Annotated in this window: 13 protein-coding genes; 3 read left to right on the top strand and 10 right to left on the bottom strand. The window is 67.4% G+C overall.

The window, feature by feature from the left end:
- Positions 1-22: 22 nt before the first annotated feature.
- The 5 genes from QTI17_RS12450 to def are packed head-to-tail and all read right to left on the bottom strand — an operon-like array spanning position 23 to position 3,087.
- Positions 23-358, bottom strand: a complete 336-nt coding sequence (locus QTI17_RS12450) for an AzlD domain-containing protein (RefSeq protein WP_286533820.1) — start codon at positions 356-358, stop codon at positions 23-25.
- An 11-nt stretch (positions 359-369) separates the two neighbouring features.
- Positions 370-1,107, bottom strand: coding sequence for an AzlC family ABC transporter permease (locus QTI17_RS12445; RefSeq protein ID WP_286533468.1), 738 nt, complete (start codon positions 1,105-1,107; stop codon positions 370-372).
- Positions 1,107-2,066 (bottom strand): methionyl-tRNA formyltransferase, encoded by a 960-nt coding sequence (gene fmt, locus QTI17_RS12440; RefSeq protein WP_286533466.1) that lies wholly within the window; start codon positions 2,064-2,066, stop codon positions 1,107-1,109. Before fmt ends, QTI17_RS12445 begins: the two co-directional genes overlap by 1 nt.
- Complete coding sequence (locus QTI17_RS12435; RefSeq protein WP_286533465.1) at positions 2,063-2,551, bottom strand: hypothetical protein; 489 nt, start codon at positions 2,549-2,551, stop codon at positions 2,063-2,065. The genes fmt and QTI17_RS12435 overlap by 4 nt, the downstream gene beginning before the upstream one ends.
- A 2-nt stretch (positions 2,552-2,553) precedes the next feature.
- On the bottom strand, positions 2,554-3,087 hold the full coding sequence (def, locus tag QTI17_RS12430) for a peptide deformylase (RefSeq protein ID WP_286519816.1): 534 nt from the start codon (positions 3,085-3,087) through the stop codon (positions 2,554-2,556).
- Between the two features lie 160 nt (positions 3,088-3,247).
- Between def and QTI17_RS12425 the strand changes: the two genes are divergently transcribed.
- Together QTI17_RS12425 and dprA are read left to right on the top strand one after the other, a co-directional pair.
- Positions 3,248-4,468 carry a LysM peptidoglycan-binding domain-containing protein gene (locus QTI17_RS12425; protein ID WP_286533463.1) on the top strand — a complete coding sequence of 407 codons (1,221 nt, stop codon included), beginning with the start codon at positions 3,248-3,250 and terminating at the stop codon, positions 4,466-4,468.
- Between the two features lie 18 nt (positions 4,469-4,486).
- A complete protein-coding gene (gene dprA / locus QTI17_RS12420; protein WP_286533462.1) occupies positions 4,487-5,641 on the top strand; it encodes a DNA-processing protein DprA in 1,155 nt (384 codons plus the stop codon).
- A 37-nt stretch (positions 5,642-5,678) separates the two neighbouring features.
- On the opposite strand, the gene QTI17_RS12415 is transcribed toward dprA, so the two are convergent.
- Complete coding sequence (locus QTI17_RS12415; protein ID WP_286533461.1) at positions 5,679-6,374, bottom strand: outer membrane protein; 696 nt, start codon at positions 6,372-6,374, stop codon at positions 5,679-5,681.
- A gap of 393 nt (positions 6,375-6,767) precedes the next feature.
- Between QTI17_RS12415 and QTI17_RS12410 the strand changes: the two genes are divergently transcribed.
- Positions 6,768-7,283, top strand: coding sequence for a Smg family protein (locus QTI17_RS12410; protein WP_286533460.1), 516 nt, complete (start codon positions 6,768-6,770; stop codon positions 7,281-7,283).
- Here QTI17_RS12410 and QTI17_RS12405 read toward each other — a convergent pair whose 3' ends face one another.
- The 4 genes from QTI17_RS12405 to yajC all read right to left on the bottom strand — a co-directional run bounded on the left by QTI17_RS12405 (position 7,284) and on the right by yajC (position 12,994).
- A complete protein-coding gene (locus QTI17_RS12405) occupies positions 7,284-9,668 on the bottom strand; it encodes a DUF1631 family protein (RefSeq protein WP_286533459.1) in 2,385 nt (794 codons plus the stop codon).
- A gap of 100 nt (positions 9,669-9,768) precedes the next feature.
- Positions 9,769-10,722, bottom strand: coding sequence for a protein translocase subunit SecF (secF, locus tag QTI17_RS12400; protein ID WP_286519811.1), 954 nt, complete (start codon positions 10,720-10,722; stop codon positions 9,769-9,771).
- 12 nt (positions 10,723-10,734) lie between these two features.
- Positions 10,735-12,612, bottom strand: coding sequence for a protein translocase subunit SecD (secD, locus tag QTI17_RS12395; protein WP_286533458.1), 1,878 nt, complete (start codon positions 12,610-12,612; stop codon positions 10,735-10,737).
- A 52-nt stretch (positions 12,613-12,664) separates the two neighbouring features.
- Positions 12,665-12,994 (bottom strand): preprotein translocase subunit YajC, encoded by a 330-nt coding sequence (gene yajC / locus QTI17_RS12390; protein ID WP_286509705.1) that lies wholly within the window; start codon positions 12,992-12,994, stop codon positions 12,665-12,667.
- Between the last annotated feature and the right edge of the window lie 173 nt (positions 12,995-13,167).

Genomic DNA, 13,167 nt, shown 5'->3' with positions numbered 1-13,167 from the left:
GGGCGGCCCGGCGGCGGACCTGCTACCAGCCCAGCCCCAGGTGCAGCGGCAGGTACACCGCCATCCCCGCCAGCATCGTCCCGAGCACGCCGCGCCGCCAGAAGAAATAGGCGGTGCCGGCGACGGCGCCGTAGAGCCGGGCGTCGTGCAGGGTCGAGATCAGGTGGCCCTGCGTCATGACGATCTCGGGCGCGATCACCGCCGCCAGCGCCGCCGCCGGCGCGTAGTGCAGCGCCCGGTGGGCCCACTCCGGCAGGCCCCAGGGCCGGTCGAGGATGAAGAAGAAGCAGCGCGTGAGCACGGTGACGCCGGCCAGGCCGAGGATCACGGCCAGCGTCCAGAGGTCGGTGCCCTCGATTACTGCGCTCACTAGTCATCCTCCGCATCGACATCCAGCCCGAACTGCTTCTCGAGCCAGAAGCAGGCCAGCACCGCGACGCCGATGGCGGCCACGATGTTGAGCTTGAGCGGCAGCGCATAGGCCGCCACCGCGGTGGCCGAGGCGATCAGCACCGCCAGCAGCCGAAGCCGCGTGGTCGCCATCGAGCAGACGATCGCCACCAGGCTCAGCACGCCGGCGAAGCCCAGGCCCCAGCTCTGCGGAATCATGTTGGCCAGCACGATGCCGAGCAGGCTCATGCTCATCCAGGCGCACCAGGTCACGCAGTAGTTGCCGGTGAGGTAGGCCTCCTGGGCCTGCTCCTCGGCGCGGGTGCGCGGCGGTTGCGCGTACTTGCGGGTGAACAGCGCATAGCTCATGTCGGCCGTGAGATAGCCGTGGGTGATGCGGCGCCAGCGCGGCATGTGCATCAGATAGGGCCGCAGGTGCAGGCTGAAGACCACGAAGCGCAGGTTGACGCAGAAGCCCGTGGCCAGGATGACCCAGGCCGGCGCGCCCGCCATCAGCAACGGGATGGCGGCCAGCTGCGAACTGCCCGCGTAGACCAGCAGCGTCATCGCCACCGACTCGAACACGCTCATGCCCGACTTGAGCATCGCCACGCCGGTCATCAGGCCCCAGGCGCCGATGCCCACGGCGACCGTGGACATGTCTCTCACGCCCTGGCGGAATTCCGGCTGGCGCCGGATCGCGGAGGAGAGAAACATCAGTGGAAGCGCTGGCCGGGCTTGACGTCGAATCCACGCAGGAAGTCGGCGACCGCCAGGCGTTTGCCGCCGGCGCGCTGCAGTTCGGTGACCCGCAGCACGGAGTCCTTCGCCGCGACGGCGATGCCCGAAGGCGTCACGGCCAGCACCGTGCCGGGCGCCTCCACGGGCCCGCCCGGCTCGGCCTCGGCGGCCCACAGCTTGATCGTCTCGCCGTCGAGCAGGCTGCTGGCGCCGGGGAAGGGGTCGAAGGCGCGCACCCGGCGCGCGATCGCCGCGGCGTCCAGCGACCAGTCGATCTGGGCCTCGGCCTTCTCGACCTTGTGGGCGTAGGTCACGCCTTCGGTCGGCTGCGGCTCGGCCTTCAGCGTGCCGGCCGCCGCCTGCCTCAAGGCATCGACGATCAACCGGCCGCCCATTCCGGCCAGCCGGTCGTGCAGCCGCGCGGTGCTGTCTGCGCCGATCTCGAGCGCTTCGCGAAGCAGCATGTCGCCGGTGTCGAGGCCGGCGTCCATCTGCATGATCGTGACGCCGGTCTGCGCGTCGCCGGCCTCGATGGCCCGGTGGATCGGCGCCGCGCCGCGCCAGCGCGGCAGCAGGCTGGCATGGATGTTCAGGCAGCCGAGCCGCGGCGCATCCAGCACCCACTGCGGCAGGATCAGGCCGTAGGCGGCGACCACCATCACGTCGGCCCCCGCGGCCGCGATGGCCTCGCGCGCGGCGGCCGCGTCGTCCGGATACTTGCCGTCGAGCCTCAGGCTGCGCGGCTGCGCCACCGGCCAGCCTCGGCCGACCGCGAACTGCTTCACCGGCGAAGCCTGCAGCTTCATGCCGCGGCCGGCGGGACGGTCCGGCTGGGTCAGCACCAGGACGATCTCGAATCCGGCCGCCGCGATCGCCTCCAGGGCGACCCGGGCGAACTCGGGCGTGCCCGCGAACGCGACTTTCAGTGAGCTCATTGGTCCGTCATCAGCTGGCGCAGGTCGTCAGCCGTGTGGTAGTGGTCGACCACGCCGTCCAGGTCGATATAGATATAGAGCAGCCGCGGGTTGTTCTGCGACTTGAAGCGCCAGGCCCAGACATCGCCGTCGAAGGGCCGCACCTGCGAAATCTCGAACGGCCGGCCGTAGCTGCGCAGGACGTCGTCGACCCGCCAGACACCGGGCTTGATCGTGATGTCGAACATGCCGTCTTCGAGCTCCTGGCGGATCGAGACCACCCGGCCGCCGGCGTCGAGGTCGACGTTGTTGACCGCGAAGCCCGATGGCGCACGCGAATACTGGAGCCGCTCGCCGCCGCCCGGCATCGCATAGGTGGCGGTCGGCTGGCCGAGCTTCTGGAACGTCTCGGCGCGGGTGCTGCCGAGCGGCAGCCGCGTCGGGTCGAGCGCGCAGCCGGACAGCGCCACCAGCAGCGCCGCCGCCGCCGGCCACAGGCCCCGCATGCTCAACGCCGCCCTTCGCGCTGTTCCGATTTCTGGTCTTCGCGCTGCTGCTTGAGCAGCTTGCTCTTGATCCGGTTGCGCTTCAGCGGCGACAGGTATTCGACGAACACCTTGCCCAGCAGATGGTCCAGCTCGTGCTGGATGCAGACCGCGAGCAGGCCCTCGGCCTCGATCGTCTGCGGTTCGCCGTCGGCATCGAGCGCGGTCACGCGCACCGAGGTCGAGCGTTCGACGCCGTCATAGATGCCCGGCACCGAGAGGCAGCCTTCTTCATTGAGCACCTTCTCGTCGCTGGCCCAGACGATCTCGGGATTGATCAGGACGATCGGCTTGTCGCGTTCTTCGGAGATGTCGATCACCACCAGCCGCTCGTGGACGTCGACCTGGGTCGCCGCAAGGCCGATGCCGCTGGCGTCGTACATGGTCTCGAGCATGTCGGCGACCAGCGTCTTGATGCGCGCATCGACGCCCTGGACCGGCTTGGCCACCGTGTGCAGGCGGGGATCCGGGTAACTCAAAATGGTTCTTTTTGCCATGAAAGCGAGGAGAAGTTGTCGCTATTTTCGCCATTTCCGCGACGCCCTGCCGGGGAACAGCCCGAATACGTTGCCCTATCAAGGGCTTCAGCGCAAAATTCGTAGCAAATTGTGAGGATTCGTACATCCTGCGTGGCGTAGTGTGTGCACACCATAAACCATGACCAAACTCCGAATCAACGATAGCCTGCGACCCAGCCTTCTGGCCACCCTGGCGGCCGTCGCCCTCGGGGCCGCTGGCGCGACGACCGCTTTCGCGCAGAACTATCCGGTCACGCCACAACAGCGGGCGGTGGCACAGCAGACCTCGCAGGCCGGCATCCCGATCGGCGAACTGGCGCCCAACGCGCCTGACGAATACACGGTCAAGCCCGGCGACACGCTGTGGGCCATCTCCCGCCTGTTCCTGCGCAGCCCCTGGCGCTGGCCCGAGCTCTGGGGCATGAACATCAAGGAGATCTCGAACCCGCACCGGATCTACCCGGGCCAGGTGCTCTACCTGGAAAAGAGCGGCGGCCGGGCCCGCCTCAGCACCCGCCGCGGCGGCGCCTCCGACGGCACCATCAAGCTGTCGCCGCGCGCTCGCTACGAGTCGCTGTCGGGGATGGCGCTGCCGACCCTCAACCCGAGCCTGATCGAGCCTTTCCTGAGCGAGCCGATCATCGTCGACGAGGACACCCTCAAGGCCGCGCCCCACATCGTGGCCGGCAACGACAGCCGCGTGCTGCTGGCCCGCGGCGACCGCGCCTACGCACTGGGCCAGGCCGACGAACAGCTGATCGAGACCGCCGGCCCGATCAAGACCTACCGCATCTTCCGCAACGCGACGCCGCTGAAGGACCCCGCCACCGGCGAACTGCTCGGCTACGAGGCGGCCTACCTCGGCAAGGCCCAGCTCAAGCGCAGCCAGACCGTCGCCACCCAACTGGTCGAGGGCAAGGACGTGGTCAACGTGGTCCCCGCGACCATCGACATCGTGGCCGCGCGCGAGGAGATGCGCGCGGGCGACCGCCTGCTGCCCGAGCCGACGCGCCAGCTGCTCAGCTATGCACCGCGCGCGCCCGAGCAGATCATCGACGGGCGCATCGTCTCGGTCTACGGCAACGCGGTGCAGTTCGCGGCCCAGAACCAGGTGGTGGTCATCAACAAGGGAACCCGCGACGGCATCGAGTCCGGCCACGTGCTGGCCATCCTGAAGAACGGCGACACCATCGTCGACCGCGCCGGCGCGCCCAACGACACCGGCAAGGAAGTGCTCAAGCTGCCGAACGAGCGCATCGGCCTGCTGATGGTGTTCCGGCCGTTCGAAAAGGCCTCCTACGCGCTGGTGCTCGAGATCAACGACACCCCGCGGGTCGGCGACCTGCTGGTCAACCCCTGACGCGAGCGTCATCTTGGCGTGGAACGTGAGGAACTCGCGAGCTGGCTCCGCCTCTCGCTGACGCCAGGCATCGGGAACGCCACCGCCCGCACGCTGCTCGCGGCCTTCGGACTGCCGGCCGCGATCTTCACGCAATCGCACGAGGCCCTGCTGCAGGTCGTCGGCAACGCGCAGGCCGGGGCGCTGCAGCGCTTGCCTGCCACGCTGGCCCCGCTGCTCGAGCGCACCTTCGACTGGCTTCAGGGCAGCGACGACCAGGGTGCCGTCCGCCGTCTCCTGACGCTCGGCGACCCGGGCTACCCGGCCTCGCTGCTGGAAACGGGCGATCCGCCGCTGCTGCTCTATCTGCTCGGTGCGCCCGGCTTCGAGCTCGCGCAGCTGGACCCCAGCATCGCGATCGTCGGCAGCCGGAATCCGACGGCGCAAGGCACCCAGAATGCAAGAGCCTTCGGACGCGCATTCGGCGAAGCCGGGATTCCCGTGGTCTCGGGTCTGGCGCTCGGCATCGACGGTGCCGCCCACGAAGGTGCACTCGAGGCCGGCGGACCTGACCGGCTGGCCACGGTGGCGGTGGTCGGCACCGGACTCGACCGCGTCTACCCCGCCCGCCATCGCGAGCTCGCGCACCGGATCGCCGGGCGTGGCCTGATCGTGAGCGAGTACCCGCTGGGCACGCCGCCGCTGAACCAGAACTTCCCCAAGCGCAATCGGATCATCGCCGGGCTCGCGCGCGGCACTCTGGTGATCGAGGCCGCGCTGCGCTCCGGCTCGCTGATCACGGCCCGGCTCGCGGCCGAGCAGGGGCGGGAGGTCTTCGCGATTCCGGGCTCGATCCACTCGCCGCAATCGCGGGGCTGCCACGAATTGATCCGGCAAGGCGCCAAGCTGGTTGAATCGGTGGCCGACGTGTTGGAGGAGTTGCGGCTGGCCGACGAGCCTGCGCGGCCCCGCCCCTTCGTCTCCGCCAATTCCGCCGATTCCGGTGCCGACGCCGAGGCGGCCGAACCGGCGCTGCTGCGCGCTGTAGGCTTCGACCCGGTCAGCCTCGACGCCTTGTGCGCCCGCACCGGTTTTTCTCCAGCCATGCTGCAAGTCCGTCTGCTCGAACTCGAGCTTTCCGGCCACGTCGCGCGGCTGCCGGGCGGATTGTTTCAGCGCATCGCGGTTGGTTGAATGGCGCCACTGGCCCCGAAGGAGCCGCAGGCCGCCATCAAAAGCGATAACGGCCGCCAATATAAATCTCGTGGCTGACCAGTTTGGCCTTCATTTTTTCATCGCGCAAACCACGAGCATTGGCGAAGTTGTTCAAGCCGCTTTCAATGCGGCCCATATCAACATAGCGGTAACCCACGTCGAGCGAGATTTTCTTCACGGGAGAATACGTCACCCCTGCGCCTACCGAGTAGGCCAGGTTATTGACAGTTTTGCTTTCGAATTGACGGGCGACATTGCCCTGCCAACCGGAAGACTTGACTTTGGCCCAGCCAAGACCGGCAGAAGCAAACACGGCGATATCTTCCTTGACGGGCAAATCGTAATAGGCATTGGCCATCATGCGCTCGGCATCCACTTCATGGTGATTCAGGCTGCCACGAAATCGCCCTGCGACGTCGCTGGTGTACTCCTGTTTCTGGGGCAAGGTGTATTCCACCTCGGCACGCCAGCCAGCGCCAAACTGGTAACCCATCCCCAAGGAGCCATTGACAAATTCTTGCCTCGTCTCCTGCGGCAGCACCGCGCCTGCCGGACGCAACGAATCTTCCATGTCGCTGACGCGCTGGGAAGTTTGTGCGGCCTTGATGGAGCCATACCAGCCCAACTCCTCGTTTGGCGTTGCGATGGCAACCGGAGCTGCCAGAATTCCACATATTGCGCTGATTGCGGACAGCGTCATTTTTATCTTCACGGAGATGCCTTCCCTGTTTTCTGATTGAACATGCCATCGTGGCCACGGCCTTGCCGACGCATCGTCTTTTGAAAGCAAGACGTCAAGGCCGATCAGAATTGTTTCGAAGAAGGCGCTGCACCGATACTCGTGCGAATACGCGAAGAGTCCGTAATACTACGGAGCGTCCGCAGGAATTGATCACGACAGAATTGGCAGTTTCTTCCGAATGCCGAGCAGCAAGCGAAGGAAGACTTGCAACATTTCCTGGGGCATCAACCAGGGTCCGTCCGCGTGTGCGTCGCAGCTCCCGAGGGGCCGCAGGCCGCCTTGCGCGGCCGGACGCCGGACCGGTCAACGTCGTGTCGGCGCAACTTTCGACGGCCGGCGCTTCCAGTGGGCTATATTGAACCCATGTTCGAAGTGCTCGTGTATGTCTACGAAAACTACTGGCGCGGCGACGCCTGCCCCGAACCCGAGCAGCTGGGGCGCAAGCTCAGCGCGCAAGGCTTCGATGCGGACGAAATCCGCGAGGCGCTGCACTGGCTCGACGGCCTGAGCCTGGCGACCCGGGGCGTCCAGCTCGAGCGCCATGCCGACGGCACCAGCGCCACCGTGCTGCCGGGCATCGCGGCCGACGCCGCGCTGCCCCAGTCGGCCGATGCGATGCGCGTCTACTCCAGTGCCGAGCAGGAGCACATCGGCGCCGAGTGCCTGGGCTTCATCAGCTTCCTCGAATCCGCGAGCGTGCTGCCGGGCGGCATGCGCGAGATCGTGGTCGAGCGCGCCATGGCCACGCCGGGCGAGCCGCTGGCGCTCGACGAACTCAAGATCATCGTGCTGATGGTGCACTGGAGCACTGGCGTCGAACCCGACGCGCTGGTGCTGGACGAGCTCTGCGACGCTTCGAGCGACCGCGTCGCGCACTAGCTAATTCAGCAGACGCTCGGGGTTGGCGTCGAGTTTTGCCAGCGCTTCGCGCGTGGCCCGCACGGTCAAGGTTTCTTCTTCCGCCGGCACCAGCAGGCCGGCCTGCAGGTAGGACGCCAGGCGGCCGACCTGGATCAGGAAGCTGCGGCCGTCGCTGGACGCGAACAAGTGCAGCTGCTTGCGGTCGCTGCGCCAGACGAACTGGACCTGGCTCACACGGTCGTTGTGGTCGAGCATGAACCAGGTGCCGACCTGCAGCTCGTGCGCCCAGGCCAGCATGTCCTCGCTGACCTTGGTGCCGGTGTCGGGCACGACCTCGATCGAGGCGGCATCGACGCCGAGCAGCAGCTCGATGCTCGCGGCGTCCAGCGGCAGGTCGGTGGTGCCCTCGTCGGAGACGAAGTCCTCGAGGTTGGCCAGGCGCTTGGCCATGGCTTCGATCTTGGCCGGCGGGATCGCCTCGGTCTTCGACAGGAAGGCATCGGACAGCGTCGCGCCGATGGTCTTGATGTGCGCTTCCTGGGGCTCGCCCACGATGCCGAGCAGCGTCATGCCCTGGCGCAGCCGCTGCAGCAGCTTGGGGAGGTCCTGGATGACGCGGGTGCGATCGTTGCGGTTCGGCTTGGCGCTGGCCGCCCAGACCAGGTCGGAGGCGACCCGCTTCAGCGTCACGGTCTGCTCGTCCTGGGCGCCGTAGCGCAGCGCGGCGATGGCCAGCACCTCGGCCCAGACCTTGAACAGGAACTCGCGGATCTCCTCGCGCACCGGCATGTCGTTGAGCATCTTGCGCAACTCGATGGTGTACTGGATCGCCATCGTCTCCTTCTGCTCGACCTGCTGCGCCACGCTCATCACCCGCTGGGTGGTGTCGCTCTGCGTGAGGTACTTGTTGAGGAAGGCGACGAATTCGTCGAACACCAGCTTGAACACCCGCTGGCCGGTTTCCGGATATTGCTCGATCACCTGGACCACGCGGCGGATCTCGCCCTCGAGCGCGCTGCCCGAAATGGCGGCGGCATCGAAGCCCATCACGCAGGAGCCCATGCGGTCGATCAGCATGCGCGCCGGATGCTGCAAGGTGCCGAAGAATTCGGGCTCGGCGATGGCCACGCGCAGCACCGGCATCTGCAGCCGCGCGAACCAGACGCGGGCCGAGAACGGGATCCGCTCTTCGGCCAGGATGGCCTGGAACATCAGCGCCACGATCTCGACCGTGGCCTTGTCGGCGGTGGTGGGCGCCTTCTTCTTGAGTTCGCTGGTGCGCCGGCGCAGTTCGGCCGATGCGTTGTGGATGGCCGTGGCCTCTTCACCGACCACGTACTGCGAGGCCGCGACCTGGTAGGCCGCCTCGGCGTCGGCGATCGCGGCGACGAAGGCCGGAGAGGCGGCGCCGCCGGCTCCGCCCGCCATCTCGCCGCCGCCCTGGCCGCGCGGCAGCGTGATGTCGCCGCCGATGCGCGCGGTCACGAAGCGCTTGAGATTGAGCAGCACCCCCTGGGCCCGCTGGCGCGCCATCAGCAGCGGCGAGCCGCCGGTGGCCACCAGCGTGTCGCCACCCGCCTGCTGGCCCATGCCGGCCTGACCGCGGCCGACGCCGATCGCCGCCGGCGCGAAGCTGCCGGCCGGCGCGCCGAAGCCGCCCGGCACCATCCGCGTCTGGCCGATGCCCATCGAAGCGCTGGCGCTCGCGCCGCCCGCGAAGCTGCCACCCAGCGGCGCGCTGCCGGAGCCGACCGATCCGGTGCGGCGCACGAAGCTCTTGAGATCGATCTCGGGCATCACGTCCTTGCCGACCAGGAAGGCGTTGGCGTCCTTGTAGGCCTTGACCACCGGCTCGACCATGTGCTGCTGGACCTGCTCCTGGACCTTGGTCCAGAGGCCGCGGCTCAGGCCGGTCGCCAGCCACTGGTCGACCAGGACCTTGGCCAGTGCCTCGGGCTTCAGGATGTCCCTGGCGTCCAGTTCATGGGTGCCTTCGAGATGCTGGATGCGCAGCCGCAGGTCGTTGAGCTCGAAGCTGGCCTTGTCCTGGATCGCCTGCGCGAGCCGCGACGACAAGATGCCGGTCTCGACCACCTCGTCGCCGATCAATTCGAGGCGCGACAGCGAGTTGGAGGACGCCCCTTCGATCGCGCTGCTGGCCAGCGCCTTGCGCCAGGCCGCCTGCGACTGCGCCACCCAGTTCGCGCCGTGGGTCTGGAAGGCCAGGAAACCGTCGCGGTTCTCCTGCATCTCGCGCGCATTGCCGGTCTGGGAGGCCAGGGCCGTCAGCCGTTCGCCGATGGCCCGGGCGACCGGCGCGATCAGCGGCTCGGTGGCGGCGACGAAACGCTCGCGCGTCTCTCGGGAGAGTTGAAGGGAGGCTGCATGGGACCGCTGGATCATGGATGGTCAGGACGGCAATGGATTCGATTCGACGACAAGGACGAGCTTGCATCGGGAAGCGTAACCGCACAAGGGCTCTCCATGCTCGGCAACCCCAAGATCAGACGGTGGCGCCGGCGTTCGGGTCGTCCGGATCGCCCTCGCGCTTGGTCGGCGTCTTGACCAGGTCCTCGCGCTTGACGCCCAGCCACATCGCGATCGATGCCGCCACGAAAGCCGAGGAGTAGATGCCGAAGCAGATGCCGATGGTCAGGGCCAGCGCGAAGTAGTGCAGGGTCGGGCCGCCGAAGAAGAACATCGACAGCACCACCAGCTGGGTCGAGCCGTGGGTGATGATGGTCCGGCTGATGGTCGAGGTGATGGCGCTGTCGATCACCTCGGGGGTGCTCAGCTTGCGGAAGCGGCGGAAGTTCTCGCGCACGCGGTCGAAGATCACGACCGACTCGTTGACCGAGTAGCCCAGCACCGCCAGCACCGCCGCCAGCACCGCCAGCGAGAACTCCCACTGGAAGAAGGCGAAGAAGCCCAGGATGATCACGACGTCGTGCAGGTTGGCCAGCACGGTCGCCAGCGCGAACTTCCATTCGAAGCGGAAGGCCAGGTAGATCATGATGCCGACCACCACCATGCCGAGGGCCTTGAGGCCGTTGGTGGTGAGCTCCTCGCCGACCTGCGGGCCGACGAACTCGTTGCCGCGCAGGATGGCGGTCGGGTCGACCGCCTTCAGCGCGGCCATGACCTGCTCGCTCTGCTGGGCCGAGGTCTGGCCCTTCTGCACCGGCAGGCGGATCTGGACGTCGCGCGAGGTGCCGAAGTTCTGCACCTGCACGTCCTGGTAGCCCAGCTTGGCGATGGTCTCGCGCACCCGGCCGACGTCGACCGACTGCTGGGAGGCGACCTCCATCACCGTGCCGCCGGTGAACTCGACCGACAGGTGGAGCCCGCGATGGAACAGGAAGAACACCGCCAGGGCGAAGGTGACGAAGGACACCGCGTTCAGCACCAGCGCGTGGCGCATGAACGGGATGGTCCTGTGGATCCGGAAGAATTCCATTTGTCGTGTCCCTTATTTCGCGTTGGCCACGGCGGTGGTGTCGGGCTTCCAGACGGTGCCGATCGACACCGTCTTGAGCTTCTTCTTGCTGCCGTACCAGAAGTTCACCAGCCCGCGCGAGAAGAACACGGCCGAGAACATCGAGGTCACGATGCCGATGCAATGCACCACCGCGAAGCCGCGGATGGGCCCGGAGCCGAAGGCCAGCAGCGCGACACCCGCGATCAGCGTGGTGACGTTGGAGTCGAGAATCGTGCCCCAGGCGCGCTCGTAGCCGGCGTGGATGGCGGCCTGCGGCGAGGCGCCGGCGCGCAGTTCCTCGCGGATGCGCTCGTTGATCAGCACGTTGGAGTCGATCGCGACGCCGATGGCCAGCGCCATGGCGGCGATGCCGGGCAGGGTCAGCGTGGCCTGCAGCATCGACAGGATCGCCACCAGCAGCAGCAGGTTGACCGCCAGCGCGATCGACGAGAAGACGCCGAACAGCGCGTAGTACAGGCACATGAACACCATGATCGCGGCGAAGCCGTACATCACGCTGTCGAAACCCTTCTTGATGTTGTCGGCACCCAGGCTCGGGCCGATGGTGCGTTCCTGGATGATCTCCATCGGCGCCGCCAGCGAACCGGCGCGCAGCAGCAGCGCCAGGTCGTTGGCCTCGACCACGCTCATCGAGCCCGAGATCTGGAAGCGGTTGCCGAGCTCGCCGTTGATCGACGGCGCGGTCAGCACCTCGCCCTTGCCCTTTTCGAAGATCAGCATCGCCATCCGCTTGCGGAAGTTCTCGCGGCTGACGTCGCGCATGATGCGCCCGCCCTTGGCGTCCATGGTCAGGTCGACCTTGGGCTGCTGGGTCTGGGAGTCGAAGCCGGGCTGGGCGTCGGTGAGGTTCTCGCCGGTGACCAGCACCTGCTTCTTGACGATCACCGGGCGGCCCTGGCGGTCGAGGAACTTCTCCGAGCCGAAGGGGACCGGGCCGGTGCCCAATTCGGCGGCACGGCCCTCGGCGCTCTCGTCGACCAGGCGCATCTCGAGGGTGGCGGTGCGGCCCAGGATGTCCTTGGCCTTGGCCGTGTCCTGGACGCCGGGCAGCTGGACGACGATGCGGTCCAGGCCCTGCTGCTGGATCACGGGTTCGGCCACGCCGAGTTCGTTGATCCGGTTGTGCAGGGTCGTGATGTTCTGCTTCAGGGCCGCGTCCTGCAGCCGGCGCACGGCCTCGGGCTTGATCGAGGCGACCAGCTTGAAGTCGGTGCCTTCCTGGCTTTCGACCGCCGTGAGGTCGGGAAACTGGTCCTGCAGCAGCCGCTTGGCGGCATCCAGGCCGGCGGCATCGCGGAAGCGCATCTCGATGGTCTGGCCGTTGCGGCTGACCGCGCTGCCGCGCACGCTCTTGTCGCGCAGGCCGGTGCGCAGGTCGCTGGCGAAGGATTCGGCGCGCTTGTCGATGGCGCCCTTCATGTCGACCTGCAGCAGGAAGTCGACGCCGCCGCGCAGGTCGAGGCCCAGGTACATCGGGAAGGCATGCAGCGCAGTGAGCCAGCTCGGCGAACGCGACACCAGGTTGAGCGCCACCGTGTACGGCGGGTCGCTCGGGTCGGGCACCAGGGCGTGCTGCAGGGTGTCGCGCGCCTTCAGCTGGTCGTCGGTGGAGGCGAAGCGGGCCCGCACCGAGGTGGCGTCGAGCGTCAGCAGGTCGGGCACCAGCCCGGCGACCTTCAGCGCCTCGGCCACGCGGGCCTGGGTGCCGGCGTCGACCTTGACGGTTGACTTGGCCGACGACACCTGCACCGCGGGCGCCTCGCCGAAGAAATTGGGCAAGGCGTAGACAAGCCCCACCAGCAGCACGACCACGATGATCGCGTACTTCCAGACCGGATATCGGTTCATCGATTCAACCTTCGGGGGCGCGCGGTGTCCGGCGCCCGTGTTGTGGCACTACTTACTTGATCGCGCCCTTGGGCAAGACCTGGATCACGGCGCTGCGCTGGATCTGGACTTCGACGCCCTTGGCGATCTCGACCGTCAGGTATTGCTCGCCGAGCTGGGTGATCTTGCCGAGCATGCCGCCCGAGGTGGCGACCTCATCGCCCTTGGCCAGGGCCTCGATCATGGCGCGCGCTTCTTTCTGGCGCTTCATTTGCGGGCGGATCATGACGAAGTACAGGACCACGAACATCAGCACCAGCGGCAGCATGCTGCCGAGCGAGGACATCATGTCGCCACCACCGGCGGCGGGTGCGGCCTGGGCGAAAGCAGAAGAAATGAACAAGGGAGTCTCCAACAGAGGGAAAGAAGAGGAGCGCCGGCCCTCCGGATGGGAAAGGACCGGTGCATCCGCGGCCGCACCCAGCGGCCACGCAGCGCGGAACCTGGCCGCGCACAGCACCGGGCATTGTATAGAGGGCAGACGACCCTATTCCGGGGCCGTGCTTGGGGTTTTCG

This window comes from Variovorax sp. J31P179 (assembly GCF_030316985.1).
GTDB lineage: Bacteria > Pseudomonadota > Gammaproteobacteria > Burkholderiales > Burkholderiaceae_C > Variovorax > Variovorax ginsengisoli_B.
This window is presented reverse-complemented; position numbering and strand designations above follow the sequence as displayed.

Excerpts from the sequence above, each read along its gene's own strand:
- def (WP_286519816.1), bottom strand. The coding sequence starts at position 3,087 with ATGGCAAAAAGAACCATTTTGAGTTACCCGGATCCCCGCCTGCACACG.
- QTI17_RS12405 (WP_286533459.1), bottom strand. The coding sequence starts at position 9,668 with ATGATCCAGCGGTCCCATGCAGCCTCCCTTCAACTCTCCCGAGAGACG.
- secF (WP_286519811.1), bottom strand. The coding sequence starts at position 10,722 with ATGGAATTCTTCCGGATCCACAGGACCATCCCGTTCATGCGCCACGCG.
- QTI17_RS12435 (WP_286533465.1), bottom strand. The coding sequence starts at position 2,551 with ATGCGGGGCCTGTGGCCGGCGGCGGCGGCGCTGCTGGTGGCGCTGTCC.
- secD (WP_286533458.1), bottom strand. The coding sequence starts at position 12,612 with ATGAACCGATATCCGGTCTGGAAGTACGCGATCATCGTGGTCGTGCTG.
- fmt (WP_286533466.1), bottom strand. The coding sequence starts at position 2,066 with ATGAGCTCACTGAAAGTCGCGTTCGCGGGCACGCCCGAGTTCGCCCGG.
- QTI17_RS12425 (WP_286533463.1), top strand. The coding sequence starts at position 3,248 with ATGACCAAACTCCGAATCAACGATAGCCTGCGACCCAGCCTTCTGGCC.
- QTI17_RS12445 (WP_286533468.1), bottom strand. The coding sequence starts at position 1,107 with ATGTTTCTCTCCTCCGCGATCCGGCGCCAGCCGGAATTCCGCCAGGGC.
- QTI17_RS12410 (WP_286533460.1), top strand. The coding sequence starts at position 6,768 with ATGTTCGAAGTGCTCGTGTATGTCTACGAAAACTACTGGCGCGGCGAC.